Source organism: Streptomyces sp. NPDC001450 (assembly GCF_053597295.1).
Window position 1 is genome coordinate 54,700 of sequence record NZ_JBSFHY010000002.1, and the last position, 26,816, is coordinate 81,515.

Sequence of the window (26,816 nt, forward strand, 5' to 3'; positions counted from 1 at the left end):
GGGAGGGCTGCAGTCGGAGGTGCGGCGAACGAGCCGGTGTCGGTCGGGAGAGGAACGGCGAAGGACCCGGTGTCGACGGTGAGCGGTGCGGCGAACGAGCCGGTATCGGTCGGGAGGGCTGCAGTCGGAGGTGCGGCGAACGAGCCGGTGTCGGTCGGGAGAGGAACGGCGAAGGACCCGGTGTCGACGGTGAGCGGTGCGGCGAAGGAGCCGGTGTCGGTCGGGAGGGCCGAGGGCAAGGGCGCGGCGAAGGAGCCGGTGTCGGTCAGGGGCGCTGTCGCGGTCGGGCGGTTGAAGGGCTCGGTGGCGGCAGGAAGCGCGGTGACGCCGAGCGCGGTGGCCGCTTCCTGCGCCGGGAACACGCCAGGTGCCGCCCACTGCGGTGCGCGCCACTGGTCCTCGGCCGGCTGCGGTGCCTGACCCGCTGCGGTGCCCAGGGCGTCCGGCGCGGGAGTGGGCTGGGCAGCCGCGGCGCGCAGGGCGATGCCGCGGGACAACAGGTCCCGTGCCGCGGCGAGTTTCCGCCGGTTCTCCGCCTTGGACACCGCCGGGGCGGGTCGCCGGGACTCGGTGCCGGGGGCAGGTAGTGCCCGGGACTCCTGCTGCGGGGGCGTCGGGGGGGCGGGCAGAGCGGGGAGAGGGAGGGCGGTCGTCTGCGCCGAGGTGCGGCCCGCCGGTTCCAGCATGGCCCGGCTCGGCGGCTCGGCCGCGGCTCGGCCGGGGAGCTCCGGAGCGGTGCGGTCGGCCGCTACTTCCATGACCCGGCTGGTCAGTTCAGGAAGGGCACGGCTCGTCAGTTCGGGGACGGGCCGAGCGGTCAGCTCGGTGGCGGCCCCGCTCGGCAGCTCCGGCAACGCACGGGCACCCGTCCTCCCCGAGGGGCCGGCGGGCAACTCCGGCAGGCCTCGTCCCGGTGTCTCCCGGTCGCGAGCGGGGCGATCGCCGTCGCCTCGGTCCCCGGGGAGGGCCGGGGCGGCCCGCCGGCCGGGCATCCGGTCCGCCGGCAGTACCGCGGGTACGGACGGGCCGAGCTTGGCCCGCGCCCCTTCGAACCACTGCTTGGCCACCTCGTCGAGGGCCGGGTCCGAGCGCCGGTTCGGCCGCTTGGCCAGCGGAACACCACGAGTCCGCGTCGCCCCCGCCATGGCCCGTGTCGCGTTGAAGTTCCCCGTCTCGTCCTCGGCCCGGTCGTAGAGGGAGTTGATCCGCTGCCGGACCTCGTCGCGGCTGTCCGTCGCCATGAAGGGACGCACTCCTTCCGTGCTCCGCCTACCGAGCCGGCTGTCGGGTTCGGGCGGTGGGTTCCGGAAGGCGTGCCCTACGGCCGTCGCCTGCAAGGGCGTTGGCCGATTCACCCCGAAGTCGGTCGGGTCCCCGGCTCCGGCCGCACTCCACGGTGCACCGGATTCGGCGGGGGCCACGCGGCCCGGCGCGGTTCGCCGGGGGAGCCGTGCGGCCTGGTCGTCAACCTAGCCAATTTGTGTGGCCCGTGTGAAGGTTGAAGTGCGCAATGTCCGATACGGATATGTGATGTTCGTCTTGCCGTTCGAGACGAGGCACCCCCTGGGTGGCGCGGTGCCTATGAGATTCTGATGAATTCTCGGGACGCCTGAACACTCGGGCGCCCGGATCCGTATGGGGCGGGGGATTTCCATGCCGAGCCGCTCGACAGACTCAGAGGTACTTCCGTGGGACGCAACACGCGCAGACGCCCGACCCGTGCACGACGCGCGACCTTCGCAGCGGTCGCCCTGATGCTGGGCGGAGGCGGGCTCGTCGCGGCGAATGTCTACGCCTCGGCCTCCGAGGGCACATGGGGCGGGGACAGCGGCCCCGACGCGACGGGGCAGGTCCGCTCCGCGGGCATGGCCACGATCGACTGTCCGGACGTCGGCAGCCGGCTGACGACGGTGCCGGACGGCGCCCGCGAGGCCGTCGACCGCGAACTCGCCCAGCTGGACCAGCAGATCGCGGCCGCGTACCAGCAGCTCCAGGCGTCGGCCGAGTCCGTCCGCCAGGACCCTTCGGCCGCGGACGACCCCATCATGAACCCGCTGAAGGAGAAGCGGTCGGCCACGATCGAGCGGATCGCCGTCGCCATCGACCAGGTGGGGGACCGGCCGGAAGGACTGGAATCCCTGGCCGCCTGCACCCTGCGCCCCGGCCAGGACGGCGCGGGCGGCGACACGGGCGACGCCGGCCAGAGCAGCGCCACCCCGAGCGACGGAGCCCAACAGGGTTCCGGCCAGGGCCAGAACGGCGCCGGCCAGGGCGGCAACGGCCCCGTCGCCTCCGACTACGCGGACATCACCTCCGTACAGCCGAACGTGCCGAACCCGCCCCAGCAGGCCGACGCCTCGCGCGGCACCTTCACCTCCGAGTGCGGTGTCAACGCAGGCGGCCTGTTCAACTCCGACAACGTGATCGTCGCGCCCGGCGTCTCCAACGGCGCCCACCACTTCCACGACTACATCGGCAACCAGTCCAACAACGCCTTCGCCAGCGACGAGGACCTGGCCAGCGCCGAGACCAGCTGCGTGGACCAGGGCGACAAGTCCACGTACTACTGGCCGGTGCTGCGGCTGCAGAACGGCAAGCAGGAACGGGACGCCGGTGCCCCGGGCGGTGGTACCGAGGGCAACGCGGGCCAGATCGTCACGGCCAAGCAGGTGACACTGACCTTCGTGGGCAACCCGCGCGGCAAGGTCACCGAGATGCCGCGCCTGCTGCGCATCATCACCGGCGACGCGAAGGCCTTCGTCAACGGCCCCGCCAACGCGAACGCCTCGTGGAGCTGCACCGGTTTCGAGGACCGGCAGCTGAAGGACAAGTACCCGCTGTGTCCGTCCGGCAGCGACGTGGTGCGCACCTTCCACTTCCAGAGCTGCTGGGACGGCCGCAACATCGACAGCGCCAACCACCGCACCCACGTGGCCTTCGCCGGCCCCGACGGCGCCTGCCCCGAGGGCTTCCGGGCGATCCCGCAGCTGGTCCAGCGCATCGTCTACGACGTCGCCGCGCCGAGCCTGAACGACGGCGGGCGGACGGTGCCGCTCTTCGCGGTGGACTCCTTCCCCGAGCAACTGCACAAGCCGGTCACCGACCACGGCGACTTCATCAACGTCTTCGACGAGGACCTGATGCGCGAGATGGTCGACTGCATCAACTCCGGCCGGACCTGCGGACCTCGCGGCGGTGACGACTCCGGTGCCACCACGGCCCCGAGCCCGGGCGACGACAACGGTGCGACGGAGGCCCCCGGCAACGGCGGCGCCACGGCCGACCCCGGCACGAGCGCCCCGGCCGAGCCCGCCCCGGCCTCCTCCGACTCGACGCAGGAGCCCCGGACCTACAAGACGACCTCGCCGGCGAACACCACCAAGCACGACAAGCCCGCCAAGCACGACAGCCAGTCCGGCAAGCAGGACGGCCAGACCGGGCAGAGCGCTCCCGCCAGGGCCGGCAAGGCTGACAAGGCCGCGTCGACCGCACCGTCCGACTCGGGCGCAGGCGAGGTCGGTAAGGCCACCCAGACCCCGGCCGGCAGTCAGGCCGCCCAGTCCCCGGCCGCACAGGCGCAGCCCCCTGCCGCCCAGTCCGAACCCCAGGCGGTCCAGGGCGGTCTCGCCGAGACCGGCGCGCACCTGTGGCCCGCCGCCATCGGCACGCTGCTCGCCCTGTCCGGCCTCGTCATGCTGATCCGGGCCAAGCGCCTGCGGTACTGACCGCACGTCACGGAACAGCGAAGCGGCGGCCCCACCCTCCAGCGGTGCGGCCGCCGCTTCGTTGTCCGGAGCCGGCCAGCCGCTTGTGGGAGCGCTCCCAAGCGCATGAAGATGTCCGCATGCCACCCACGGACACCCGCCCCGCGATCCGCCCCTACCGCCCCGCCGACCGTGACGCGGTCGCCGACATCTGCGTTCGCACCGCGCACAACGGCGGCGACTCCCGCGCCCTCTATCCGGACCTGCGCCTGATGCCGTCGATCTTCGCCGAGCCCTACTGCCACCTCGACCCGGACCTGGCCTTCGTCCTGGACGACGGCGAAGGCGAGGCGGTGGGGTACGTCCTCGGTACGGCGGACACCGAGCGGTTCGTCAGGGACTTCCGGCGGACCTGGATCCCCCTGCTGGCCGACCGCTACCCGGAACCCACCGCGCCGCCCCGCACGCCCACCGAGGAGATGCTCGGCCTTCTGCACCGCCCGGAACGCATGCTCGTACCCGAACTCGCCGCCTACCCCGCCCATCTGCACATCGACCTGCTGCCGCTCTGGCAAGGGCGCGGACACGGACGCCGGTTGATGCACACGCTGCTGAACGCCCTGCGCGCACAGGGCGTTCCGGCCGTCCACCTCGGCATGGTCACCGCCAACACGGCCGCCCGCGCGTTCTACGACCGGCTCGGCTTCCACGAGATCCCGGTTGCGGACCCCGGCCCGCTCACGTATCTGGGCCGGGCCACGGCCCCGGACTGAGCACCCGTCCGACGGCGTCCGTCAGAGGACGCGCAGGGTCTGCTTGGCGAGTTCGTACGCGGGCAGCATCGCGTTGTGCTCCTCGGTGTCCATCCCGCCGAGGTGCAGCACGACAGGGCCGTGGGGCGTCGAGACCGCCAGGGCGCTCTCCTTCTTCGTCTCCTCCAGGAGCTTGCTCGTGTAGAGGTACTCCACCTCGACACCGGACAGGCCGGTGGCCGTCCTGAAGGAGCCGTACTTCGCCTTGCTGGTGTTGTCCTCGGCGGCCACGAACTGCCGCAGGACCGTACGCGCGTCGGCGTCGCCCGGCTCGCCGGTCCACACCCGCAGGAAGCCGATCTTGCCGGCGGGCTTGGCGTCGATCTCACAGGCGGTGGTGACCGGGCCCTGCCGGAGGAAGGCGTCGGCCAGGGCTCCGCTCAGGTCGCCGTCCGACCCCTTCGATGCCTTCGACAGCTCCTTCCCGGCGTCGATCCCCTTGGGCTTCCAGCTCTTGGCGATGTCGAAGCTGACGGGCAGTTCGCAGGCCGACCCCGCGGCACCGATGGTGCCGCCGCGCGCCGCGACCGCGCTCTTCGCCCCCGCACTCCCGGCGGCCGACGGGCTCCCCGACGCCTTCGCCGCCCCGTCCGGCGACTGCGAGCAACCTCCCAGTACCGCCGCCAGCACCACCGCCTGGACCACCCGGCCTCGCACGGACCCCACCCTGACCTGCACCGTCGTCTCCCCTCCTGTTCGGCGCGGCCACTGTAACCGAGGGCACCGACATCGCCGTACGCAATAGCGGGGGCCAGGAGGAGGGGAGGGCTCAGTCCCCGTCCCGCCGGCAGTGCAGGAACAGATGCGGCTCGGGTACGGCGTCGGGATGGGCCGGGGAGAACGTGGCGTGCTCCTCGGACAGGACCGTCAGGCCCGCCCCGGTCGCCAGCTGCGCGAAGTCCCCGGCGTCGAAGCTCGTCACTCGCACCGGCTGTCCCATGAACACCGCCTCGACGGCCTCCACGTCGAGGGGCACGGTGGCCAGCACCGCGAGCCCGCCGGGCCGCAGCGCACGTGCCATCCGGCGCACGACGGCCGACTGCTCGGCACGGGACATCTGCAGCAGCGAGAAGTACCCGCACACCGCGTCGAACGAGCCCTCGGCGAGCGGCAGTTCACGAATGTCGGCCAGCCGGAACTCGGCCCCGGGCACCTGCCGGGCGGCGATGTCGACCATCACCGGGGAGACATCGACGCCCAGCACGCTGTGCCCCGCCTCGGCGAGGGTCTGCGCGGTCGGCCGTCCCGTCCCGCTGCCCACGTCCAGCACCCGGCTGCCGGGATCCAGCCGGTCCAGCAGCCATCGCAGCGAGGCCCGGTGCGCGTCGGACGACGCGAACGCCTTCTCGTAGTCGAGACCCAGCGCGTCGAACACCACCGCGGCCGGTGCCCGCTGTTCGTCCTCGCCCAAGACAGCTCCTCCCGTGTCCCGTCCAGGTGCCCGGCATCGTCGCACTCCCGTGCCGGGGCCCACAATGTCGCGCGCCGGGTGCCGTTTGCGGACTGCGGCGCCCGCGGTGCAGGGTTCGGAACGTGCCTACCTTGCTGATCGTGCATCACACCCCCTCGCCCAACTGCCAGGCCATGTTCGAGGCCGTCGTCTCCGGCGCGACCACACCGGAGATCGAGGGTGTCCGCGTCGTACGGCGGGCCGCCCTGTCCGCCACCGCCTCCGACGTCCTGGAGGCCGACGGCTACCTCCTCGGCACCCCGGCGAACCTCGGCTACATGTCCGGCGCCCTCAAGCACTTCTTCGACCAGGTCTACTACCCCTGCCTGGACGAGACCCGGGGCCGGCCCTTCGGCTACTACGTCCACGGCGGCAGCGACGTCACGGGCGCCGTGCGCGCCATCGAGGCCCTCACCACCGGCCTCGGCTGGCGCCGTGCCACCGACGCGGTGACCGTCACCGGCGAACCCGGCAAGGCCGACGTGCAGGCCTGCTGGGAGCTGGGCGCCACGGTCGCGGCCGGGCTCATGGCCGAGGCCTGACGGTGAGGTGCCGACGACGGGCGTGAGCAGGTGACGGCTGTGCACCGGAAGGCCGACCGGGACCGTGCCGGGGGGCGGGGCCCGTAGACCGTTCGGGTGTCGGGCGGACGTGGTCACGCCCGCACCTCCCGCGCGCAGGAGCGGGCCAGTGGAGGGGGTCATGTGCGGCGCTTGTGCGGGAGCCGCGTCCGGCCCCGGCCCAGGCGCGCACGGCGATCTCGGACCCGGCGCACATCCTCTGCCTGGATGGACGAAGGTGCGGGCGCGGTGCCGCTGGCCGACGATGAGGAGGCGGACCGCGTCCCCGGGGCGCGGTCGCACACCGTCGAACGTCGTCGAGCCGAGGGAGCGTCGTATGGGAGCGGACGGCCACATACGCGGACGGACCGCCCAGGACGAGCAGGACACCAAGGAATTGCTGCGCCGGTGCGCACGGGACGTCGTGGACGTCGCCGAGGGCATCCGCGAGGTGTCCACACGCACCAGCACCGCGCTGTTCGCGCCGGCCCTGACCGCCTCCGCGCGCCGCCGTCCCCGTACCGCTCTCGCCGCCCAGTGGGCGCTGCTGCGGGCCCTGACGAACAAGGAGGGCCTCGGCGGCTTTGCGATCACGGCACCGAAGGGCATGGGGCATGTGCTCGGCGTGGCCGGTGAGGTGCTGGGCCGGGAGAGCCTGGCCGCGCTGGTGGCCGTCACCTCCCTGCGCCTGCGGATCGCCGCCGTGCTGTTCGACCACCCCGAGTTCGAGCGCGACCCGGGCATGCGCATGCTGATGGCCGCGGTCACCGCCGACCACGACCTGGAGGCCGTACGGGCCCTGCGTGCCCTGCTCAGGGACCAGGGAGCCCAGCGCTCCCTGTCCGGACTCGCGCCCCTGATGGCCGAACTCCCCGCCATCCGCGCCCTGCTCGACGAGGACCCGGAGCACGACGGGACCGGCCGGGCACTCGCCGCCGGCCGCGGCCTGCCCGCCGGTCCGGTGCACGGCGTCAGCGCCGCCCGTCTCGCGGGCACGGACCAGAGCGAGGGCGCCGCCGAGGCCGTCGACCTCACCGACCAGGAGCGGCAGACCATAGCCACCGAAGGCTCCCTCCTCGGTTTCCTGCGCAACATAGAGGTGCTGTCCACCAACGGGCGGATCCTGGTGCAGAACGTGCGCGGCCCCGACGGCGTCGTCCGATACGTCGTCCAGGCCCCCGGCATGGCACCCGGCCGCCCCCGCAACGACTCCCCGCAGGACTTCGTCGGCGCCTGGCGCAACCTCTTCACGACCCACTCGCCCTACACCCGCTCGATCCTGCTCGCCCTCGCGGACTACGGCATCCCGCGCGGCGCCGACCTCGCCCTGATCGGGCACAGCGGGGGCGGTATCGCGGTGATGAACCTCGCGCAGGACGAGGAGTTCTGCCGCGCGTACCGGGTCACGCATGTGATCGCGGTCGGTTCTCCGGTCGACGACAAGAAGCCCGCCGACCCGCGCACCTGGGTCGCCAGCATCACCAACCAGCACGACATCGTGCCCGTCCTCGAAGGCCGGGGCGCCGGCTCCGCCTTCGATCCGCACCCGAACCGGTACGAGGTCGACTACACCGGGCCCACCCACGAGTTCCCGCTGTGCCACATGCTCCGCGAGTACATCGAGCACCTGCGGACCGTCATCCCCGAGGCCCGCAAGGACGTCGACGAGGCGCTCGCCCCCTACCGCGGCCCCGTGGTGCGCACCCAGACCTACCGGCTCAAGGACCGCGCCCACCCGCCCGAGGGCTACCCCTTCCTGACCGTCCCCACCACCTCCGTCCCCACCACGAGCGGGCCCGTCGACGTCCCGGTGCGCTACTACGACTCCTCCGCCGCCCACCTCTGCTTCGCCGTCGACGCCGTTGCCGCGCGCGGCCTGCTGCCCGACGTCACCTGGATGGTGCCGAGCCGGCTGGGCCGACGGGCGCTCGCGGTGCTGTCCCTGTACGAGCACCGCTGCTCCACGATCGGCCCCTACGCCGAGATCGCCCTGTCGGTGCTGGTGGACGACCTGTGGCGGCCACGCCCGTACGACATCGCCGCCGACCTGCTGCGCCGCGTCGACCTGCGCCGCACCGGCCGCTACGTCCTCTCCCTCGCCGTCAGCAGCGAGGAGGCCCGCGTCGTCTCCCGGCAGATCTGGGGCCAGCCCGCGGTCCGCACGGCCGCCGAGGCCGACCTGATGAGCCGTGACCTCGGTGTCACCGCGCCGGGACTAGGGCTCGCCGTCGAGGGCCGCCGCCTCGGCCCGGGCCTGCGCTGCCCCGAGGCGGACTGGATCCTCTACGGCCGGCGCGGCGAGAGCACCGTGCGCACCCTGGTCCGGGCCCACGGCCGGCTGCGGCTGCACACCGGAAGGGGCGTGCGGGTGCGCCTGGACACCGCCGCGGCCGAACCCATGGCCGGGCAGTTGCGCCGGCTCGGCATCGACGCGGCCCGGCCGTTCTTCGTGCTGTCCTGCCCGCAGTTCATGTTCCACCGCAGCGCCGGCGCCGTCCTGCCGCGCTGACCCCGCACGCACACCCCGTCAGTGGGAGCCACCATGGTCACCGAGTCCCCCCGCACGCTGCCGTCGGCCGACGAACTCCTCGACCAGGCAGGCAGGTTGCGTGCCGACGCCGACCTGATGGACGGCTACGCCCGGCGGCTGCTCGCCACCGCGTCCGCGCTGTCCGCCTGCTCGGCGGCACCCGAGCGGAGCCGCCCCACCCTGGAACAGCAGGCGGCCGCCTGCAGCAAGGCGGCGGAGCAACTGCGCGGCGCCGCACAGGCGTTGCTCGTCCACGCGCGAGCCTGACCGGCCCGCTCGGAGCGCGGCGGCCCGGCAGTCCGCCGCGCTCCGCTCGAGCGAGACGAAGTTACGCCCCTTGTCCTCGGGCAGATTGCGGTGCACCAGTGCGGAGAAGTTGCGAACAGGCCGACGTACAGGTCGCCATCGAGACCCGCAGCATCACGGTCGGCCGCGAGCCGCGGCCGGCCAAGCCGTAGTACGCGCGGTAGTCGCTGTCCGAGTCCCGAGTATCACCGGTCCGCGGCAGATCTCCGGCGACCTGCGGGTCCAGGAAGTCCTGCTGGACGTGTACGGCGGCGTCGACGCGATCCAGCACCTCGTCGGTGAGCGGTGCCGCCTGTCTGGACGGCGGGCCGGCCGGATCCTTGGCCGACCACACCTCGCTCTTCGACCCGGTGCTGCTCATCGGCACCCTGCACCGGCTCGGCCACCGGCCCGCCGTCCTGGTCACCGCCGGGCCGTGGCGGGTGCCCCTGCCGGCCCGGGCCCTCACCGGCGAGGGCTACGTAACCGTGCAACCGGGGCAGCCGGCGCGCCCGGACGCTCTGCGGCACGCCGCCGACGCGCTCACCGAGGGCCGCGGCGTGCTCATCCACCCGGAGGGCGGCCTGCCCCGCAACGACGCCCCGCACGACCGCCCGCCCGGACGCCTGAGGTCCGGCGTCGTCCGCCTCGCGCCGTCCAGCGGCGCCTCGGTGATCCCGATCGGGCCCGCGGGCGCCCATCGAGTCTCCTCCGGAAGCCGCGCCAAGCAGCCGGCCGGTTGGGACGGCGCCCCCGTTCGCCGCCCCCGCGTCCGTGCGCACATCGGCGCGGACGCTGGGAGTGACCGTTCGTCAGTGACGTTCGCACATCCGGGTGGTAGCGGATCCCGTCCTGGGCCGAACGAGTTGTCGTAGCCCGGAACGGCCGCTTCCGGACCGGATAATCACGGCTCATGCAGCTCGTGAAAGCACGTGTCCCGGCGCGGCGCGCACCCGTGGCCGTCACCGGACTGGGACTGGTCACACCGGCCGGGATCGGCCGCGACGCGGCGTGGGAGGGACTGTGCGCCGGACGGTCCACCGCGGCCATCGACCCGGGCCTCGACGGGCTGCCGGTGGCCTTCTCCTGCCAGGTGCCCGACCTCGACACGGCCGGACTGCTCGGGCACCGGCTCAGCCGCCGCCTGGACCGCTTCACCACCTTCGCGCTGCTCGCCGCCCGGGAGGCCGTCGCCGACGCCCGGCTCACGCCCGGCGGCTGGGACGGCGCCCGTGTCGGTGTCGTGATGGGGGTCGGCACCGGCTCCATGCAGGGCTGGCAGGCCGAGTTCGAACGGCTCGCCCACCGCACCCCGGAGCGCGTCTCGCCGCTCGCGCTGCCGCGCAGCGTGCCCAACATGGCGGCCGCCGAGATCGCCCTCGACCTCGGTGCGCAGGGCCCCAACATGGTCGTGAGCACCGCCTGCGCCTCCGGCACCAGCGCGCTCGGACTGGCCCGGGACTGGCTGCTGTCCGGCGCCTGCGACCTCGTCCTCGCCGGGGGCAGCGAGTCGGCCCGGCTGCGGATGACCGCGGCCTGCTTCGCCCAGATGCGCGCCCTGTCCCGCCGCGCCGACAGCCCGCACGAGGCATCCCGGCCGTTCGACCGCGACCGCGACGGCTTCGTCCTCGGCGAGGGCGCCGCCGTCCTCGTCCTGGAACGGGTGGAGGACGCCCGCGCCCGCAGCGCCCGGCCCACGGCTCTGCTCTCCGGGTTCGGCGCCTCCTGCGACGCCCACCACTTCACCGCCCCGCACCCGGACGGCGACGGCGCCGCCCGCGCCATCCGCGGCGCCCTCGCCGACGCCGGCCTGGCCCCCGAGGACGTCGACCACGTCAACGCGCACGGCACCTCCACCCCACAGGGCGACACGGCCGAGCACAACGCGCTGTACCAGGTCTTCCGCCGGCCCCCGCCCGTCACCGCGGTCAAGGGCACCATCGGGCACGCCATCGGCGGCGCCGGCGCCATCGAGGCGGCCTGCACGGTGCTCACCCTGCGCCACCAGCTGATCCCGCCCACCGCCAACCTGGGCACCCTCGACCCGGCGATGGACCTGGACGTCGTCACCAAGGTGCCCCGCCCGCAGCGGATACGAGCCGCCGTCAGCAGCTCCTTCGGCTTCGGCGGCCAGAACGCCGTGCTCGCCTTCACCGCCGTCGACTAGCCGCTTCTCCGCACCTGCCCCGAGCCGAAAGGTCCTCCTGTTGTCGGAGTTCTCGGAATCCACCCCGCTGGCCGAACCGCGGTCCTGGCCCAGCGGCGAGCAGCTCGTGATCGGCGTGTTCGTCGCCGTACCGTTCCTGGCGCTCCTGGCGGCCGTGCCCCTGGCCTGGCGGCACGGTCTGAGCCCCACGGACCTCGTGCTCGCAGTCGCCTTCTACCTCGTCAGCGGACTCGGTATCACCGTCGGCTTCCACCGGCACTTCACCCACGGTTCGTTCAAGGCCAGACGGCCGCTCAGGATCGCCCTCGCCCTGGCCGGCAGCCTCGCCGTACAGGGCCCGCTGCTGACCTGGGTGGCCGACCACCGCAAGCACCATCGCTTCTCCGACCGCGACGGGGACCCGCACTCGCCCTGGCGGTACGGCCGCTCACCCCGCGCCCTGGCCAAGGGCATGCTCTACGCCCACCTGGGCTGGCTCTTCGAGACCGCGCACGCCTCGCCCCGCACCTACGCACCCGACCTCGTCCGCGACCGCACGCTGATGCTGATCTCCAAGCGCTTCGGACTCGTGGTCCTGGCCTCCGTCGTCCTGCCCGCGGTGCTCGGCGCGGCGCTGACCCGGTCCTGGCAGGGGGCGCTCAGCGCGTTCTTCTGGGCCGGGCTGGTGCGGATCTGCCTCGTCCACCATGTCACCTGGTCCATCAACTCCATCTGCCACGCGGCCGGTTCCCAGCCTTTCCGCAGCCGGGACCGCTCGGGCAACGTGTGGTGGCTGGCCCCGCTGTCCTTCGGCGAGTCCTGGCACAACCTCCACCACGCCGACCCCACCAGCGCCCGGCACGGCGTGCTCACCGGCCAGTTCGACGCCAGCGCCCGCCTGATCCGCTGGTTCGAGCGCCTCGGCTGGGCCTACGACGTCCGCTGGCCGGAGCGGCGCCGCATCACCGCCCGCCGACGAGAGAACGGGAGCCCGCAGAAATGACCGTACGGCAGCACGTGCAGGTCAGCGGCCGCGTCCAGGGCGTGTTCTACCGCGACACCTGCCGTCGGTTCGCCGAGGAGCGGAGAGTGGCGGGCTGGGTGCGCAATCTCTACAACGGCGACGTGGAAGCCGTCTTCGAAGGGCGGCCCGACGACGTCGCCGACATGGCCCGCTGGGCGGCTCAGGGCCCACCGGCGGCCCAGGTGACCCACTGCACGGGCGTGGCCGAGGAGCCGGAGGGGCTGTCCGGATTCCATGTACTGCCCGACGCGCCGCCGGGGGACGACCCTCACGCCGGGTAGACGGGGGCGACGGCCGGCGACGTACAGAAGCTCACGGACGGTCAGGTGCACTCGGCCGTCGTCGTTTCGTCGTGCCGGACCCAGACGGACTCGACCACACGCCCGTCGGGCAGGGTGTGCCGGGGCGCTCCCTCGTCCGGGACGAAGCCCGCCCTGGCCAGGGCCCGGCGGCTCGCGGTGTTCCCGCGCTCCGCGCCCGCCCGGACCCGGGTCATGCCGAAGTGCGCGTGCGCGAGCAGCGTCCCGGCCCGGAACAACTCCGCGCCCAGGCCCTGCCCGCGGCAGCGCGGTGCCAGCCAGCCGCCCACCTCGCCCGCGCCGTGCTCCAGTTGCAGTCCTCCGGCATAGCTGAGGTCGGCCCTGCGCACACAGACCAGGAACACCGGGATGCCGGGGTCGGGGATGAAGGGCTTCGCCAGCGCGCGGGGGATGCGGCGGCCGTCGTCACCGGCGGGCCGCCATTCCAGCAGGGCGCGCCGGGTGCCGGGGTCGGGCGCGATCCGGTCGGCATGGTTGCCGAGCCACCGCTGGGCCTCTGCGTCCGCGCCGGCGGCGAGCGCCGCGGCCACGTCGAGGTGCGTCCGGGGCGTGAACAGCAGCAGCCGCTCCGTGGCCAGGACGTGCCGGCCGGGCTCGCACCGTCCGGGTACGGGGAGCCCGGACGCGGCCCGGCTCCGGCGGACGAGCGACCAGACCATGGAATCCCCCCGATGGAACGGCTGAGCGGCCGACGGTCCGGCACCTTACGGGATCCGGGACCGCCGACGGATGCGAACGGCTCGCATCGGGGCGAATCTACCGAGGAATCGGGTGGGGGTGGCTGCCTCCGGCTGACGGCTCAAGGCTGAGGCGTACGGCTTCTCACGGCTGATGGCCTTCGGCCGGGCCGTCCGGACCCGGTTTCGGGCGGGTCCGGGTCCAGGACGGGTCGGCGAGCAGGTCAGGGACAGGGGTTGGCCGGGGCATGGGGTGAGGCTCCTTCGGACGAGTGGGGGATGGTCCGGGGGAGGGGCGCGGGTGGCGGGGGACCGGCTGGGGCGGGGGGCTCGGGTGTGGTCGTCAGGTCGGCCCAGACGATGCGTGCGGGGCGGTCGGGGGCGAGCGTCACGCCCCAGTCGGCGCTCAGCGCGTCGACCAGGAGGAGCCCGCGTCCGTTCTGGTCGCCGGGCCCGCACTGCCGCTGGACAGGGCGGGCGGCACCTCGATTCTGGTCCTCGACCTCGAGCCGGACCCGGTCCGCGGTGCCGCGCACCCGGCACACGATCCGTTCGCCGGCCACGTGCACCAGCGCGTTGGTGACCAGTTCCGAGGTGACGAGGACCGCGTCGTCCCGGGTGGGTTCGGCGACGCCCCAGGCGGTCAGCAGGTCGCGCAGCACGCGGCGGGCCGTGCCGACCGCCGTCGGCAGGGCCGGCAGTTCGAAGGCGGCCGTGGGGCCGGTGGCTGCGGCCCCGGAGGCGAGCGGGTCGGGGCCCTCGGGCCCAGGGAGTCGACCGGGGTGCTCGCCTCCGGGTGGTCTTGGGGTGCCGGCGGCCTTCGCAGGCCGGTGCGCGGGCTCCATGGCGTCGGGTACCCGCAGCGGAAGGCCGATCGGGGGCAGCCGCAGCGGGGACGGACTCGCGGCCGACTTGTCGGGGACCGGTATGCGGTCCTCGGGCAGCCGGTGGAGCGGTCGGGGGAGGGAGGAGGGCGGAGCCATCGCCGTACGCCTTTCGTCCGGCCTCGCGTCGGGGGGCGGTGTCGGAGGGTCGGCCGCCCGGGGGTCGGACGACACACACACCGCCTCCCATGAGGCGGTGGTGCAGCCCGGTCTCCCCCAACTGGCCTGCGCCGCCCGCTCCTTCGGTCAGCCGGAGCAGTGAGTCCACTGTGTCACCTGTCAACAACCGCTCGCAACAGGCAAGTTGAAAATTGCAAGAAGCCAAGTGCATGCTGCTCCAGGCAAGAAGCGATCGAATGGGTTTGTGAAGGCGATCGCGTGAGACGGTGACCCTGAAGCCCGTGTGAGGGGGTGGGCGTGACCGCGGAGACCGACTGGGGCGGCGCCCCTTCCGTTCTGCGCATGATCCTCGGCAGACAGCTGGAGGAGCTGCGGACCCGGGCCGGCCTGACCTACGAGCAGGCGGGCGCGGCCATCGGCGTCAGCCACTCCACCATCCGCCGTATGGAGGCCGCCAAGGTCGCCCGGCTGCGCCTCGCGGACGCCGAGAAGCTTCTCCAGGTGTACGGCGTGACGGACCGGACGGAGATCGACACCTTTCTGCAGTCGGTGCGCGAGGCCAACAAGCGCGGCTGGTGGCACACCTACCGCGATGTCATGCCCGACTGGTTCGCCGCCTACCTCAGCCTGGAGCAGGCGGCACTGCAGATCCGGGCCTACGAGAACCAGTTCGTGCACGGCCTGCTGCAGACCGAGGACTACGCGCGCGCCCTGCTCGGCGCCGGCAACCCGCACGCCCCGGCCGAGGCCACCGAGCGCCGGGTCGCGCTGCGCATGCGCCGGCAGGAACTGCTGGCCCGGGAGGGGCCGCCACGGCTGTGGGTCGTCATGGACGAGACCGTGCTGCGCTGGCCGGTCGGCGGGCCCGAGGTGATGCGCGCCCAGATCGACCATCTCATCGAGGTCAACCGGCTGCCCCATGTCACCCTGCAGCTCATGCCGTTCGCGGGCGGCCCGCACCCGGCGATGCGGGCGGGCGCGTACCACCTCTTCCGGTTCCGGGCCCGCGAACTGCCCGACATCGTCTACCTCAACGGCCTGGTCGGGGCCGTCTACCTCGACAAGGGCGGCGACGTCGTGGTGTACCGCGAGGCCCTGGACCGGCTGGGCGCCCAGGCGGCGCCCGCCCGGAAGACCGAGACCGTGCTCGGCGCGATTCGCAAGGAGCTGTAACCGTGCGCCCTCCCATACACAACGGCATCCCGGCCCGGCAGCTGGGCTCCCGAGGCTGGACCAAGCCGTGGAGCGACGACGCCGGCGGCGCCTGCGTGGAAGTGAAGAGGCTCGCCGACGGACGTGTCGCCGTACGCCAGTCCACCGACCCCGACGGTCCGGCGCTGGTGTTCACGTCCCACGAGATGTCGAGCTTCCTGACCGGAGTGAAGGAGGGAGACGCCGACTTCCTGCTGTGACCGTGCCTGTTGTGACGCACCCCTTTTGACGCGAGTTCCACACCCCCCGACCCGAATGGGAGACACGGCGTTGCCCGACAACGGATGGCCGGCCGACCGCATCGACACCGAGAACGCCCACTCCGCCCGCATCTACGACTACATCCTCGGCGGAAAGGACTACTACCCCGCCGACCAGGAGGCGGGCGACGCCATGTCCCGGGAGTGGCCCGCCCTCCCGGTCCACATGCGCGCCAACCGCGACTTCATGAACCGTGCCGTGCGCTGGCTCGCCGAGGAGGCGGGCATGCGCCAGTTCCTCGACATCGGCACCGGCATCCCGACCTCACCGAACCTGCACGAGATCGCCCAGGCGGTGGCTCCCGAGTCCAGGGTCGTCTACGTCGACAACGACCCGATCGTCCTCACCCTCTCGCAGGGTCTGCTGGCCAGCGCGCCCGAGGGCCGGACCTCGTACATCGAGGCCGACTTCCGCGACCCGGCGGCCATCCTCCAGGCCCCGGAACTGCGCGAGACCCTCGACCTGAACAGGCCCGTCGCCCTCACCGTCATCGCGATCGTCCACTTCATGCTGGACGAGCACGACGCGGTCGGCGTCGTCCGCCGCCTGCTGGAGCCGCTGCCGTCGGGCAGCTACCTGGCGATGTCCATCGGCACCGCGGAGTTCGCGCCCGACGAGGTGGGCCGGGTCGCCCGCGAGTACGCGGCCCGCAACATGCCGATGCGGCTGCGCACCATCGACGAGGCCCACGAGTTCTTCGAGGGCCTGGACCTGGTCGAGCCCGGCATCGTCCAGGTGCACAAGTGGCACCCCGACGGCACCGGCGAGAAGGACATCCGCGACGAGGACATCGCGATGTACGGCGCGGTGGCCCGCAAGCCCTGAAAGACCCGGGGCCGGGGTCCGACCCACCTCCCGGACCCCGGCCCCGTTCGTGTCGAACGACGGGCCGGGCCGCGCCCCGGGCGGTAGCGTGAGGCCATGTACGCCACGCGAGTCACCCGGCGTGTGCAGGCGCCGGCGGCGGCCGTCTACCGGGCGCTGGTCGACCCGGACGCCCTCGCCGCCTGGCGGGTCCCCGAGAACATGACCGCCCGCGTCCACACCTTCGAGGCCCGTGAGGGCGGGGCCTTCCGTGTCTCCCTCACCTACGACGACCCGCGCGGTCCCGGCAAGTCCGGTGGGCGCACGGACACCTACCGCGGGTACTTCGCGAAACTCGTTCCCGGCGTCCAGGTCGTCGAGGTCTTCGCGTTCGAGACGGACGACGAGGGCCTGCGCGGCACCATGACCATGACGACGACGCTCACCGAGGCGGACGACGTGACGGACGTCGAGATCCTGCACGAGGGCATCCCGGACGACATCCCCCGCGAGGACAACGAACTCGGCACCCGGATGGCCCTCGACCACCTCGCCCGGCTGGTCGAGGAGCGGAATGCGCCGACGGTCTGAAGGGATCTGGCCGAAAAGACGGGGAAAGCGGTCCGGAATCCGGCACAACCTTTGCCGATGTGTCAGGCGCACGGAAATACGGGGAAGGAAAGTCAGGAGAAACGGAACCGGGCGGAGGGAAATGCGGTCTTAAAGTCCGTCGACTGCCAGGATGGGTCCGGTCGCGAAGAAACCGGGGGAACGAGAAATATGTCCGTGAGTCGCCGCAAGACTCTCCTGACTGCAGTCGCCCTCACCGACGGGCTCTCCCTGGCCGCCGTGACGCCCGCCCGGGCCGGCTCCGGCGCGGGCCGCGCCACCAACAGGGTCACGCTCACCTGGGGCGACGGCCCCCGTGCCGAGGTGAGCAAGATCGACGTCCAGTCCGACCTGACGACCCTGAAGATCACCGACCTCAGGCCGGCCCGCTGACCGGCTGACGGGCGCAGTCCCGCCCCGCCCCCACTCGGGGCGGGGCTCGCGGCTTTCCTGGCAGGTCAGGACCGGCCGTGCGGGTAGTACGGCCGGGGCAGTCGCATCCCGCGGTCGGCCATGATCTGCCGTACGTGGTTGGGGTAGTCGGTGATGATCCCGTCGACGCCGAGGTCCATCAGCGCCTCCACCGTCGCCGGGTCGTCGCAGGTCCAGGGGACAACTTTCAGGCTGCGGGCGTGCGCCTCGGCGGCCATCGCCGCGTCCGCGTAGAAGCGGAATCCCAGGTCACCGAGCTTCCCGTTCTGCGGGAAGCCGTAGTTGGGGGAGAGGGTCGTGACCCCGGGGACGGTGGCGGCCGCCTTCACGAAGTCACCGCCGTAGTCGTCGGCGTCGATCCCGCCGAGCCACGGGGACGCGCCCGGCCGGCCGACCTGCAGGAAGTCGTAGTTCGTGAGCGCCACCAGCGGCCAACGGGGCGCCAGCCGGTGCATCAGCTTCAGCGCGCCCCAGTCGAACGACTGGATGGTGACCTGCCGCTCGATGCCGGAGCGGTGGATCTCCTCGTACACCCGGCGGACGAACACCTCGCGAGGCGCGGTCTGTTCGGGCGCGCCCGCCTCGACCTTGGTCTCGATGTTCAGCTTGACCTGCCTGGCGTGGTAGCTCTTGACCAGGTCCAGGACGTCCTTCAGCTCGACCATCCGGAAGCCCTTGACGACCTCCTGCTCGGGGAAGCCGGGCAGCTGTTGGTAGCCGCAGTCCAGGGTCCTGATCTGAGTGAGCGTCAGGTCCTTGATGAACTTGCCGACATACGGGTACATCGGGTCGCCGGGCGTGACCGGGCCGGTGTCGCGGCACTTGACGCCGCTGATCTGCCGGTCGTGGTTGACGACCACCTTCAGGTCCTTGGTGACGTGGGTGTCCAGCTCCAGCGTGGACACCCCGAGCCGCATCGCCTTGCCGAAGCCCTCCAGCGCCTCCTCGGTGGTCATGCCGATGCCGCCGCGGTGGGCCTGGAGGTCGAAGCGGGCCTGCGGTGGGTTGGCCCGGGCCGCCTGCGCGGCGGTGGCGGGGAACGCGAGCGCCGGCAGCAGGGCGAGGCCGGCGAGCAGGTGCCGTAAGGACATCGGAACTCCCTGTTCTCGGGGCGCCCGAGATTCTCGCAACGGCCGGCCGGGGCGGGCCACCTCCGGAACTGAACATTGGCGCAAAGGCTGTTGAACGTGTGCGGCACCGATCCCTTGGCCGGGGGAACGTCCGGGACCGCGGCGTCAAGGGCTTCTAGGCGTCGTGGGTCAGCAGCCGTGCGCCGTCGCGTCCGTGGTGGCGGCGGCGTTCGACGGGCGTGCGGTGCAGAGCGATGAGGGCGGCGTCGTCGTTCAGCCGGCCACCCACGTGGGCGAGCAGGTCGCGCCGCACATGGTGCATCAGTGCCTCGGGACTGTCGTCCGTCCAGCGCGCGACCCGCTCCGCCAGCGGATAGAACCGGCCGCGCGCGTCCCGGGCCTCGACCACGCCGTCGGTGTACAGCAGCAGCGTGTCGCCGGGCTCGAAGGAGAACACGTCCAGCGTGTGATCGGTGGCCCCGTGCACGCCGAGGGGCGGCGACGGGTGCAGGCTCGGGACCGTGACCGCGTGCCCCGGGCTCAGCAGCAGCGGCGGGGGATGGCCGCAGCTGGTCATCAGGGTGACCGGATCCCGGTCCGGGATCTCCACCAGCAGGGCGGTGGCGAAGCGCTCACCCTCCTCCTCCTCCGTCTCCAGCTCGGTGGCGTAGCGGCTGATGCTCTGGTCGAGTCCGGAGGCCAGGTCCGCCAGCGCGACGTGCCGGTGCGCGCTCTCCCGGAACGCGCCGAGCAGCAGGGCCGCCTCCCCGATGGCCGGCAGCCCCTTGCCGCGTACGTCGCCGATCAGCACCCGCACCGCGCCGTCGCAGCGGGTCACCGCGTACAGGTCGCCGCCGATCTGTGCCTCGTCCTCGGCGGCCAGGTACAGGGAGGCGATCCGCAGCGGGCCGATGTGCTCGGGCAGCGGCCACATCAGCACGTGCTGCGCGGCCTCGGCGACCGTGCGCACCTGCGCCAGCTGGGCCTGGCGGCGCTCACGTACCGCGCTGTAGACCACGCACATCACCGAGAGCACCGCGAGGGTGACGAGCTGCACGACGTGGTTCGAGGTGGCGATCCCACCGTGGAGGAAGGCGATCAGCGTCTGCGCGGCCAGCGCCAGCGCCCCCACGAACGCCGTGGTCCGGGGCCCGGCGAACGACGGTGTGAGCGCAGGGGCGATGACCAGGGCCGGGCCCAGATGGATGTTCTCGGGGGAGCGGATGTCCACCACGGTGATCACCACGATGAGCATGACCGGGAGCAGCAGCAGCGCATGCGTCGACTGCCACGGTTGCTGCACACCCGCGCCCCTCTGCCGGAGCCTCATGCCTACCAGCGTGCTCCCGGACGAGCGGTACGGCACGTGGAAGAGCGGGAACAGCTCCCCCGTCGGGCGCGGCGTGCTCATCCGCCGCGCGGCGGAGGGGGGTTCGTCCCGCGGCGCGATTCGTGAAGGGTGCCCCGCTGGGATCTTGGGCAGCGGACGCGCCTGCCGGGCCCCTGACGCCGAGGACCAGGCATCCGCGCCGCGTGGCGGGCCGCCCACGAGCCCGTGGAGGGGGTCTCCCGGAGGTTCCGGGACGGTCCTGACCCTCACCACCCAGATCATGGGCCGGACGATCCGGGGCGGGAAGCTGCCCGACGACTTCCCCGGCCAGGCGGGTGGGTGGGAGGCCGTCTGCTTCCACGTCTGCTGCGCGCCCCTGATCCTGTGGGGTCCCCTGCTCGCCGTGCTGACCGTCGCCTACGCCAGGCGGCGCGGCGGCAGGGGTGCCCCTGGCCGGGTCGGCTAGCGGTTCACCGAGCGCATCCCGCCCTCGTCGTAGCGCGCGCCCGCCGCCTCGGGCAGCTCGGCGTCGATGCGCGCGAGGTCCTCCTTGGTCAGCTCGATGTCGGCCGCGGCCGCGTTCTGCTCCAGGTAGGCACGGCGCTTGGTGCCCGGGATCGGGACCAGGTCCTCGCCCTGGGCCAGCACCCAGGCGATGGCCAGCTGCGCGGGCGTCACCTCCTTCTCCGCGGCGATCTCCTTCACCTTGGCGGCCAGCCGCAGGTTCGCCTCGAAGTTGGCGTCCGTGAAGCGGGGGTTGGTGCGCCGGTAGTCGTTCTCGTCCAGCTCGGCGGGGGAGGAGAAACGGCCGGCGAGGAAGCCGCGGCCGAGCGGGGAGTACGGCACGAAGCCGATGCCGAGTTCCCGGCAGGCCGGCAGCACCTCGGCCTCCGGGTCCCGTGTCCACAGCGAGTACTCGGTCTGCACGGCGGTGATCGGGTGGACGGCGTGGGCGCGCCGGATGGTCTCCGCGCTCGCCTCGCTCAGCCCGATGTGCCGCACCTTGCCCTCGGCGACGAGCTCGGCCAGGGCGCCGACCGTCTCCTCGATGGGCACCTCGGGGTCGACCCGGTGCTGGTAGTACAGGTCGACGTAGTCCGTGCCCAGCCGCTCCAGCGAGCCGTGGACGGAGCTGCGGACGTGCTCGGCCGAGCCGTCCTGCCGGCCCACCGTGCTCATGTCCCCCGGTACGGCGTTGTCCATCCGGTTGTTGAACTTGGTGGCGATGACGTATTCGTCGCGGTGTCCCCGGATCGCCTCGCCGACCAGCGACTCGTTGGTGAGCGGGCCGTAGAGCTGCGCGGTGTCGAGGAAGTCGATGCCGAGCTCCAGGGCGCGCCGGATGGTCGCGATGCCCTCGTCCTGGTCCGTGGCGCCGTAGAAGGCCGACATGCCCATGCACCCGAGGCCGATGGCCGATACCTGGAGATCCCGCAGACTGCGCTGTCGCATGAGGTGTCCCAACCTTTCCTGCACATTGGACAGTCGTTCCGTACGGCGCGGAGGCCCCATCCGTCTAGCGACGGATTCCGTCGCCCGGCATCCCGTGGGGGCGGCCGGGCGCAGTGACCTTTGTGCGCCGGGATGTCCGCAACGCTATGACTTGGAGCGCACTCGAAGTCAACTCAGCCGTTCAGCCGGACCGGCAGCTCGAACAGGTCGTTCTGGGTGACGACCGGCTTGTTGCGCAGCTCGGACGGCGGCACCGCCAGCTCCAGGGCGGGGAAGCGGGCGTAGAGCGCGGGCAGTGCCACCCCCGCCTCCAGTCGGGACAGCGCCGCGCCGGGGCACACGTGCGGGCCGTGTCCGAAGGAGATGTGACGGTTCCTCGTCTCCCGCGTGACGTCGAACTCCCCGGCGTCCGGGCCGTGCGCGTTCTCGTCGCGGCCGATCGCCCCGTACGACACGATCAGCGCGTCCCCGGCCGGGAGCACCCTGTCACCCACCGGCACGTCCTCGGTCGCGAAGCGGATCAGGACGTGCGAGGTCGGGGTCGAGTGGCGCAGTGTCTCCTCGATCGCCGCCGACCAGTCGGCCTGCCCGGACAGCACCAGGGCCCGCTGGCAGGGGTGGGCGGAGAGGTTGACGACGGCGTTCACGATCAGGGAGATGGTCGTCTCGTGCCCCGCCGCGACCATCAGCTGGAGGGTGGAGACGATCTCCTGGTCCGTGAGGTGGTCGCCGTCCTCGGAGGCGAGGATCAGGGCGCTGGTCAGGTCGTCGCCCGGCTCGGCCCGCTTCGCCGCCACCGTCTCCGCCATGATCCCCGCCAGCTCGGTGAGGGTCGCGACGACCTGCTCGGGCGGCGTCTGCGTGGAGAAGAACCTCTCGAACAGCAACTTCAGGCGGGGCAGCCGTGCCTCGTCGAGGCCCATCAGGTCGGCGACGACGTACATGGGCAGTGGATAGGCGAAGGCCGCCTTGAGGTCCACGACCTCCTCGCCGGCGGGCAGCGCGTCGAGCAGGTCCTGGGTGAGCTTCTCGATCCGCTCCCGCAGCCGCTCCACCCGGCGCGGGGTGAGCGCCTGCGCGACCAGCGTGCGCAGGCGGCGGTGGTCGGCGCCGTCCACGGTGAGCATGGAACGGCCCGGGTTGGCGAGGCCGATCAGCGGCCAGTCCGCCGGGATCTCGCCGCGCCGCCAGGCGCCCCACACGTTGATGTCCTTCACCAGCCGCGGGTCGGTGAGCAGCGCCTTGGCCTCGGCGTGGTGGGTGACCGCCCACACCGGGACGCCGCCCGGCAGTTCCACGGCGGCGAGCGGGCCGGCCGCGCGCAGCGCCGCACTCTCGCCGTCCAGGTCGGTGACGAAGGGGTCGAGGGCGATCCGGGTGTGGTCGGTTCCGGTCGTCATCGTGGCGTGCCTCCCAGGGCAGGGGTCGGGGGTACCGCGCCGGTCCGGGGGACGACCCCCGGACCCCGGCGGACGAGCGGGTCGGCCGAGGCGACGCGGGATCAGAGGGCGGGTACGGGCGTGAACCGGACGGGCAGCTGGGTCAGTCCCCTGAGCCAGGGCGAGGGACGGCGGGCGAGGGACTCGGCGGGCACCGCCAGGTCGATGTCCGGCAGCCGGTCCAGCACGACCTCGATGCCGGTGCGCGCGATCACCTCGGCGATCTCCTGCGCGGGGAACGGGCAGCGGTGCTCGCCGTGGCCGAACGAGAAGTGCGCGCTGTTCCCGCCGGTCAGCGCTGAGGCGTCGGTGCGGACCTGGGGATCGGAGTTGGCGCCCTGCAGTCCGAGCAGCAGCAGGTCGCCGGCCCCGACCGGGCGGCCGCCGAGGCGGGTGTCGCGGGCGGCCCAGCGGCCGGCCACGGTCTGCGTGGGCGTGTCCTCCCACAGCACCTCGTTCATCGCCTCGGCGACGCTGCCCTGCCCGCCGAACAGGGAGGCGGCGAACCGGTCGTCGGTGAGCATCAGCCGGAGCGAGTTGCCGATCCAGTCGGCGGTCGGCTGGTGCCCGGCCGCCATCATCACCATCAGGTCCTGTGCGAGCTCCTCGTCGGTGAAGCCGCTGTCGTCGGCGAGCATCCGGGAGACCACGTCGCCCGCCGGCTCCTTCCTGCGGTCGGCGAGCAACTGCCGCATGGAGGCGGCCAGATGACCCTGGCCCGCGAGGGCCCGCTCGCGTCCGTCGATCATGTCGTTGAGGGCGGTGACCAGACCCGGACCGTCCTCGTCCGGGAAGCCGTACAGGCGGGCGAGGACCCGCACCGGGAGCAGCATCGCGTAGTGCGCGACCAGGTCGGTCTCGCCCGCGGCGCAGACTGCGTCGATCAGCTCGTCCGCGAACCGCTCGGCGTGTCCCCGCAGTTCGGAGGGGTCCACCGCCTCCAGGGCGTCACTGATCATCGCGGCGCGCTGCCGGTGCCGTTCACCGACGGTGTAGAGGATCGACGGCTGCCGGTGGCCGATCATCGGCAGCAGCGGCCAGTCCGCCGGTATGTTCGCCCACTGGTTCCACAGCTCGGAGTCCCGGCTGAACAGCACCGGATCGCCGGTCACCTGGTGCAGTTCGCGGTACCCGAGCACCAGCCAGGCCGGAACGCCGCCGTCGAGCAGCACGGGGACGACGGCGCCGTGCTCGCGCCGCATCTCCCGGTACAGGCGGGCGGGTTCGGTCTGGAAGCGGGGGCCGGTCAGGGGGACGGCGTCGGGGATCACACGAACTCCTGTTGATCAGAGGTTGCGGAGTGCAACGATCACCTGTTCCAGGATGTCGGGATCGGTGACGGTCGGCGGGCGCGGATGACGGGCACTGACGCGGCCCGCCGCCAGCAGGTCGCACAGCAGCACCTTGGTGATGCCGACGGGCAGGCACAGCTCGGCGGCGATCTCCACCACCGAGGCGGGGAACTCGGTCATCCGCAGGATCGCAGCGTGCTCCGACTGCATGCCGGCCCTCGGCTCCGACTCGGCGACGACCAGCGTGACCAGGTCGAAGGGGTTGTCGGGGCCGGGCCGGCTGCGCCCCTGGGTGAGGGTGTAGAGACGGTCGGGGGCGTCGTCCCTGCCGGGGCGGCTCATGACGTACGGGGCCGAGCGGTCAGGTGCTCGCCCAGTTGCTCCACCAGTTCGGTCATGTGGTGCCCGACGACCCCGGCGTCCGCTTCCTCCGTCGTCACGACGGCCAAGTGGGCGCCCGCGCCCGCCTCGACGATGTACAGCACGCCCCCGTGGAACTCGGTCATCGCCGAACGCACACCTCCGCTGCCGTCGCCGAACTCGGCCGACGCCCCGCGCGACAGCGACTGGATCCCGGCGGCGATCGCGGCGAGCTGGTCGGCCTGGTCCATGCTCAACTCCGGGGACCGGCAGAGCTTCAACCCGTCCCGGGACAGCACGAGCGCGTGCCGCGCCCCGGGTGTCCTCTCCAGCAGTCCCTCCAGGAGCCAGGTGAGCGTCTCGTCGGCTGTGCTCGGACCGTTCATGAGGGGGCGTCGCCTTCCGGGTGCGCGTGCGGGTGGGAGGTGGGGGAGCCGTGCTCGGGCTCGTCGGCGGGCCCGGGAGCGGGGCGGACGGCCTGCCGGAAGGCGCTGAAGCGGGTGACCCGGGTCGTGGCCTCGTCGGTGTCCGGCGCGGGGCGTGGCTCGGTGCTCCGGGGCGCCGGGCGGGACCGCTCGGCCTCGGCGACGGTGCGGTCCCGGCGCCGTCTCGGCAGCCCGGTCGGACCTCCGCCCGCGAAAGGCGCGGGGGACTCGTGGACCGGGGAGGGGCCCGCGGTGACCGTCGGCTCGGCCGGCCGCCCGGCGTCCGGACGCGTGGCGGGGCCGCTGAGGATCTCCTGCGGGATGAGTATCAGCACGCCGGTGCCGCCGCGCGCCGACGGCCGGAACGACACCTTGAGACCGTGCTTGCGGGCCAGCCGGCCGACCACGGCGAGCCCGAGCCGGGTCCCCGTCAGGCCACCCAGCTCGGAGGCGTCACCGGCGACCGCCCGCTCGGCCCGGCGCAGCTGCACGTCCCCCATCACCAGGCCGCTGTCCTCCACGGACACGAGGACCCCGGCCGCCACCTCCTCGACGTAGACGTGCACTTCGGCCGTCGGCGGCGAGAACTTCGCCGCGTTGTCGAGGAGTTCGGCGAGCGCGTGCATCACGCCCTCGGCCGCGTGTCCGACGACGGCGGTCTCGCTGACCGAGTGCACCCGCACCCGCTGGTAGCCGGCGATCCGGCCCAGCGCGCCACGCAGCAGTGACTCCATCCCGATGGGCCGCGCCCACCTGCGGCCCGAACGCGCCCCGGTCAGGACGGCGACGGAGTCGGCGAGCCGGCCGGCCTGGGCCGTGCGATGGTCCAGGTGGAGGAGGTCGGCGAGGACGTCCTCGCCGGTGTGCCGGTCCTCCATCGCCCGCAGATCGGCGAGGGTCGCCGTGGCGAGGGCCTGCATCCGGGCTGCCGCGTTGGCGGTCGCGGAGATCGCCGCGGCCCGCTCGCGCCGAGTCTGCCGCAACTCCTTTGCCAGCCGGGTGTTCTCGTCGCGGACCCGATCCAGCTCCTGTGCGCCCTCCCGGATGAGCCGCGTCCGTTCGGCCGTGAACTCCGCCTGCTGTGCGGCCATTTCGTCGATGAGCCGCTGCTGTTCCCGACGCGTCTCCTCAGTCGCTCGGGCCTGCTGCTGCAGAAGCCGGCCGATGTCCTGGGTCGCGCTGTCCAGCCTGCGCCGGGTGCCGCGCGCGGTGTGCCCGGCGTGGACGGCCGTGACCACGGCGGCACAGAGCACGACCGCCGCCGCACCCCCGCCCCAGGCGAGCGGCGCGCGCACCGAGTCCGGCGCGGCCGACACGGCCGCGAGCACCACGAGTGCCGAGAGCGCACCGGACACGGCGAGGGCGGCGGTGAGCGTACGGAGGGAAGGTCGTTCGCCGGGATGCGTGGGCACGGTCATCGGTCCGGTGTGGTCCTCGCGGCAGAGGGGGCGAGCAGGGGCGAGCAGGGGCGAGCGGCTGGCGGAATGGCTATCGAGCGTGAACTGGCGGTCACTATACGAGAGTTGATGATCGAATCTGGAAGGTTCAGGTGTGTTTCCACGAAGTGGGCGGTCGAGCGTGTGCGTTGACCGGGCGCCGGCTGTCTCGGGGCCGCACG

At 72.8% G+C, this 26,816-nt stretch carries 28 protein-coding genes and 1 riboswitch; of the genes, 15 read left to right on the forward strand and 13 right to left on the reverse strand.

The features are described 5' to 3' along the window. A partial coding sequence (locus tag ACWC5O_RS02095) for a hypothetical protein (RefSeq protein ID WP_450780892.1) occupies positions 1 to 1,241 on the reverse strand: 1,241 nt, incomplete at its 3' end. Positions 1,242 to 1,251: 10 nt separating this feature from the next. Then, positions 1,252 to 1,423: riboswitch (cyclic di-AMP (ydaO/yuaA leader) on the reverse strand. A gap of 331 nt (positions 1,424 to 1,754) precedes the next feature. On the opposite strand from ACWC5O_RS02095, the gene ACWC5O_RS02100 reads away from it, so the two are divergent. Then, complete coding sequence (locus tag ACWC5O_RS02100; protein WP_450582234.1) at positions 1,755 to 3,725, forward strand: DUF1996 domain-containing protein; 1,971 nt, start codon at positions 1,755 to 1,757, stop codon at positions 3,723 to 3,725. A gap of 119 nt (positions 3,726 to 3,844) precedes the next feature. Beyond that, positions 3,845 to 4,477, forward strand: coding sequence for a GNAT family N-acetyltransferase (locus tag ACWC5O_RS02105; protein WP_450582069.1), 633 nt, complete (start codon positions 3,845 to 3,847; stop codon positions 4,475 to 4,477). Between the two features lie 21 nt (positions 4,478 to 4,498). Here ACWC5O_RS02105 and ACWC5O_RS02110 read toward each other — a convergent pair whose 3' ends face one another. Then, positions 4,499 to 5,194, reverse strand: a complete 696-nt coding sequence (locus ACWC5O_RS02110; RefSeq protein ID WP_450582067.1) for a lipoprotein — start codon at positions 5,192 to 5,194, stop codon at positions 4,499 to 4,501. Positions 5,195 to 5,285: 91 nt separating this feature from the next. Further along, positions 5,286 to 5,927, reverse strand: a complete 642-nt coding sequence (locus ACWC5O_RS02115; RefSeq protein ID WP_450582066.1) for a class I SAM-dependent methyltransferase — start codon at positions 5,925 to 5,927, stop codon at positions 5,286 to 5,288. A gap of 122 nt (positions 5,928 to 6,049) precedes the next feature. Between ACWC5O_RS02115 and ACWC5O_RS02120 the strand changes: the two genes are divergently transcribed. The 7 genes from ACWC5O_RS02120 to ACWC5O_RS02150 all read left to right on the forward strand — a co-directional run bounded on the left by ACWC5O_RS02120 (position 6,050) and on the right by ACWC5O_RS02150 (position 12,792). After that, positions 6,050 to 6,508 (forward strand): flavodoxin family protein, encoded by a 459-nt coding sequence (locus ACWC5O_RS02120; RefSeq protein WP_450582064.1) that lies wholly within the window; start codon positions 6,050 to 6,052, stop codon positions 6,506 to 6,508. Between the two features lie 355 nt (positions 6,509 to 6,863). Continuing rightward, the gene (locus ACWC5O_RS02125) at positions 6,864 to 9,035 is read left to right on the forward strand and encodes a hypothetical protein (protein WP_450582062.1); all 2,172 of its coding nucleotides are present in this window, start codon (positions 6,864 to 6,866) and stop codon (positions 9,033 to 9,035) included. A 33-nt stretch (positions 9,036 to 9,068) separates the two neighbouring features. Then, the gene (locus ACWC5O_RS02130) at positions 9,069 to 9,323 is read left to right on the forward strand and encodes a hypothetical protein (protein ID WP_450582060.1); all 255 of its coding nucleotides are present in this window, start codon (positions 9,069 to 9,071) and stop codon (positions 9,321 to 9,323) included. A gap of 317 nt (positions 9,324 to 9,640) precedes the next feature. Then, positions 9,641 to 10,216, forward strand: coding sequence for a lysophospholipid acyltransferase family protein (locus tag ACWC5O_RS02135; RefSeq protein ID WP_450582058.1), 576 nt, complete (start codon positions 9,641 to 9,643; stop codon positions 10,214 to 10,216). 38 nt (positions 10,217 to 10,254) lie between these two features. Further along, complete coding sequence (locus ACWC5O_RS02140) at positions 10,255 to 11,508, forward strand: beta-ketoacyl-[acyl-carrier-protein] synthase family protein (protein ID WP_450582056.1); 1,254 nt, start codon at positions 10,255 to 10,257, stop codon at positions 11,506 to 11,508. Between the two features lie 37 nt (positions 11,509 to 11,545). Beyond that, positions 11,546 to 12,490, forward strand: a complete 945-nt coding sequence (locus ACWC5O_RS02145) for an acyl-CoA desaturase (protein WP_450582232.1) — start codon at positions 11,546 to 11,548, stop codon at positions 12,488 to 12,490. Next, complete coding sequence (locus ACWC5O_RS02150) at positions 12,487 to 12,792, forward strand: acylphosphatase (RefSeq protein WP_450582054.1); 306 nt, start codon at positions 12,487 to 12,489, stop codon at positions 12,790 to 12,792. The genes ACWC5O_RS02145 and ACWC5O_RS02150 overlap by 4 nt, the downstream gene beginning before the upstream one ends. A gap of 41 nt (positions 12,793 to 12,833) precedes the next feature. On the opposite strand, the gene ACWC5O_RS02155 is transcribed toward ACWC5O_RS02150, so the two are convergent. Together ACWC5O_RS02155 and ACWC5O_RS02160 are read right to left on the reverse strand one after the other, a co-directional pair. Further along, positions 12,834 to 13,490, reverse strand: a complete 657-nt coding sequence (locus tag ACWC5O_RS02155; RefSeq protein ID WP_450582052.1) for a GNAT family N-acetyltransferase — start codon at positions 13,488 to 13,490, stop codon at positions 12,834 to 12,836. A gap of 242 nt (positions 13,491 to 13,732) precedes the next feature. Then, on the reverse strand, positions 13,733 to 14,491 hold the full coding sequence (locus ACWC5O_RS02160) for an ATP-binding protein (RefSeq protein WP_450582050.1): 759 nt from the start codon (positions 14,489 to 14,491) through the stop codon (positions 13,733 to 13,735). A 318-nt stretch (positions 14,492 to 14,809) separates the two neighbouring features. On the opposite strand from ACWC5O_RS02160, the gene ACWC5O_RS02165 reads away from it, so the two are divergent. From ACWC5O_RS02165 to ACWC5O_RS02185, 5 genes are all read left to right on the forward strand, one after another. Further along, a complete protein-coding gene (locus ACWC5O_RS02165) occupies positions 14,810 to 15,685 on the forward strand; it encodes a helix-turn-helix domain-containing protein (protein WP_450582049.1) in 876 nt (291 codons plus the stop codon). Between the two features lie 2 nt (positions 15,686 to 15,687). Next, positions 15,688 to 15,924: a DUF397 domain-containing protein gene (locus tag ACWC5O_RS02170; protein WP_450582047.1), complete on the forward strand. Its 237-nt coding sequence runs from the start codon at positions 15,688 to 15,690 to the stop codon at positions 15,922 to 15,924. A 70-nt stretch (positions 15,925 to 15,994) separates the two neighbouring features. Beyond that, complete coding sequence (locus ACWC5O_RS02175; RefSeq protein ID WP_450582045.1) at positions 15,995 to 16,810, forward strand: SAM-dependent methyltransferase; 816 nt, start codon at positions 15,995 to 15,997, stop codon at positions 16,808 to 16,810. 96 nt (positions 16,811 to 16,906) lie between these two features. After that, positions 16,907 to 17,380 (forward strand): SRPBCC domain-containing protein, encoded by a 474-nt coding sequence (locus ACWC5O_RS02180; protein WP_450582044.1) that lies wholly within the window; start codon positions 16,907 to 16,909, stop codon positions 17,378 to 17,380. A 189-nt stretch (positions 17,381 to 17,569) separates the two neighbouring features. Further along, complete coding sequence (locus tag ACWC5O_RS02185) at positions 17,570 to 17,791, forward strand: hypothetical protein (RefSeq protein ID WP_450582042.1); 222 nt, start codon at positions 17,570 to 17,572, stop codon at positions 17,789 to 17,791. A gap of 65 nt (positions 17,792 to 17,856) precedes the next feature. On the opposite strand, the gene ACWC5O_RS02190 is transcribed toward ACWC5O_RS02185, so the two are convergent. Together ACWC5O_RS02190 and ACWC5O_RS02195 are read right to left on the reverse strand one after the other, a co-directional pair. Then, positions 17,857 to 18,921: a glycerophosphodiester phosphodiesterase family protein gene (locus ACWC5O_RS02190; RefSeq protein WP_450582040.1), complete on the reverse strand. Its 1,065-nt coding sequence runs from the start codon at positions 18,919 to 18,921 to the stop codon at positions 17,857 to 17,859. A gap of 154 nt (positions 18,922 to 19,075) precedes the next feature. Further along, positions 19,076 to 20,230 carry a PP2C family protein-serine/threonine phosphatase gene (locus ACWC5O_RS02195; protein ID WP_450582038.1) on the reverse strand — a complete coding sequence of 385 codons (1,155 nt, stop codon included), beginning with the start codon at positions 20,228 to 20,230 and terminating at the stop codon, positions 19,076 to 19,078. A gap of 280 nt (positions 20,231 to 20,510) precedes the next feature. Here ACWC5O_RS02195 and ACWC5O_RS02200 point away from each other — a divergent pair, with 280 nt between their 5' ends. After that, entirely contained in the window at positions 20,511 to 20,696 is a 186-nt protein-coding gene (locus ACWC5O_RS02200) for a hypothetical protein (RefSeq protein ID WP_450582036.1), read from the forward strand. On the opposite strand, the gene ACWC5O_RS02205 is transcribed toward ACWC5O_RS02200, so the two are convergent. The 6 genes from ACWC5O_RS02205 to ACWC5O_RS02230 form a co-directional block, all read right to left on the reverse strand. After that, complete coding sequence (locus ACWC5O_RS02205; RefSeq protein WP_450582034.1) at positions 20,693 to 21,682, reverse strand: aldo/keto reductase; 990 nt, start codon at positions 21,680 to 21,682, stop codon at positions 20,693 to 20,695. The two genes, ACWC5O_RS02200 and ACWC5O_RS02205, sit on opposite strands and share 4 nt — an antisense overlap. A 173-nt stretch (positions 21,683 to 21,855) precedes the next feature. Next, positions 21,856 to 23,082, reverse strand: a complete 1,227-nt coding sequence (locus ACWC5O_RS02210; RefSeq protein WP_450582032.1) for a cytochrome P450 family protein — start codon at positions 23,080 to 23,082, stop codon at positions 21,856 to 21,858. A gap of 101 nt (positions 23,083 to 23,183) precedes the next feature. Further along, positions 23,184 to 24,392, reverse strand: coding sequence for a cytochrome P450 (locus tag ACWC5O_RS02215; protein ID WP_450582031.1), 1,209 nt, complete (start codon positions 24,390 to 24,392; stop codon positions 23,184 to 23,186). A gap of 15 nt (positions 24,393 to 24,407) precedes the next feature. Then, entirely contained in the window at positions 24,408 to 24,755 is a 348-nt protein-coding gene (locus tag ACWC5O_RS02220; protein ID WP_450582030.1) for a DUF742 domain-containing protein, read from the reverse strand. Beyond that, positions 24,752 to 25,159, reverse strand: a complete 408-nt coding sequence (locus ACWC5O_RS02225; protein ID WP_450582028.1) for a roadblock/LC7 domain-containing protein — start codon at positions 25,157 to 25,159, stop codon at positions 24,752 to 24,754. The genes ACWC5O_RS02220 and ACWC5O_RS02225 overlap by 4 nt, the downstream gene beginning before the upstream one ends. After that, entirely contained in the window at positions 25,156 to 26,616 is a 1,461-nt protein-coding gene (locus ACWC5O_RS02230) for an ATP-binding protein (protein WP_450582026.1), read from the reverse strand. The genes ACWC5O_RS02225 and ACWC5O_RS02230 overlap by 4 nt, the downstream gene beginning before the upstream one ends. Positions 26,617 to 26,816 lie beyond the last annotated feature (200 nt).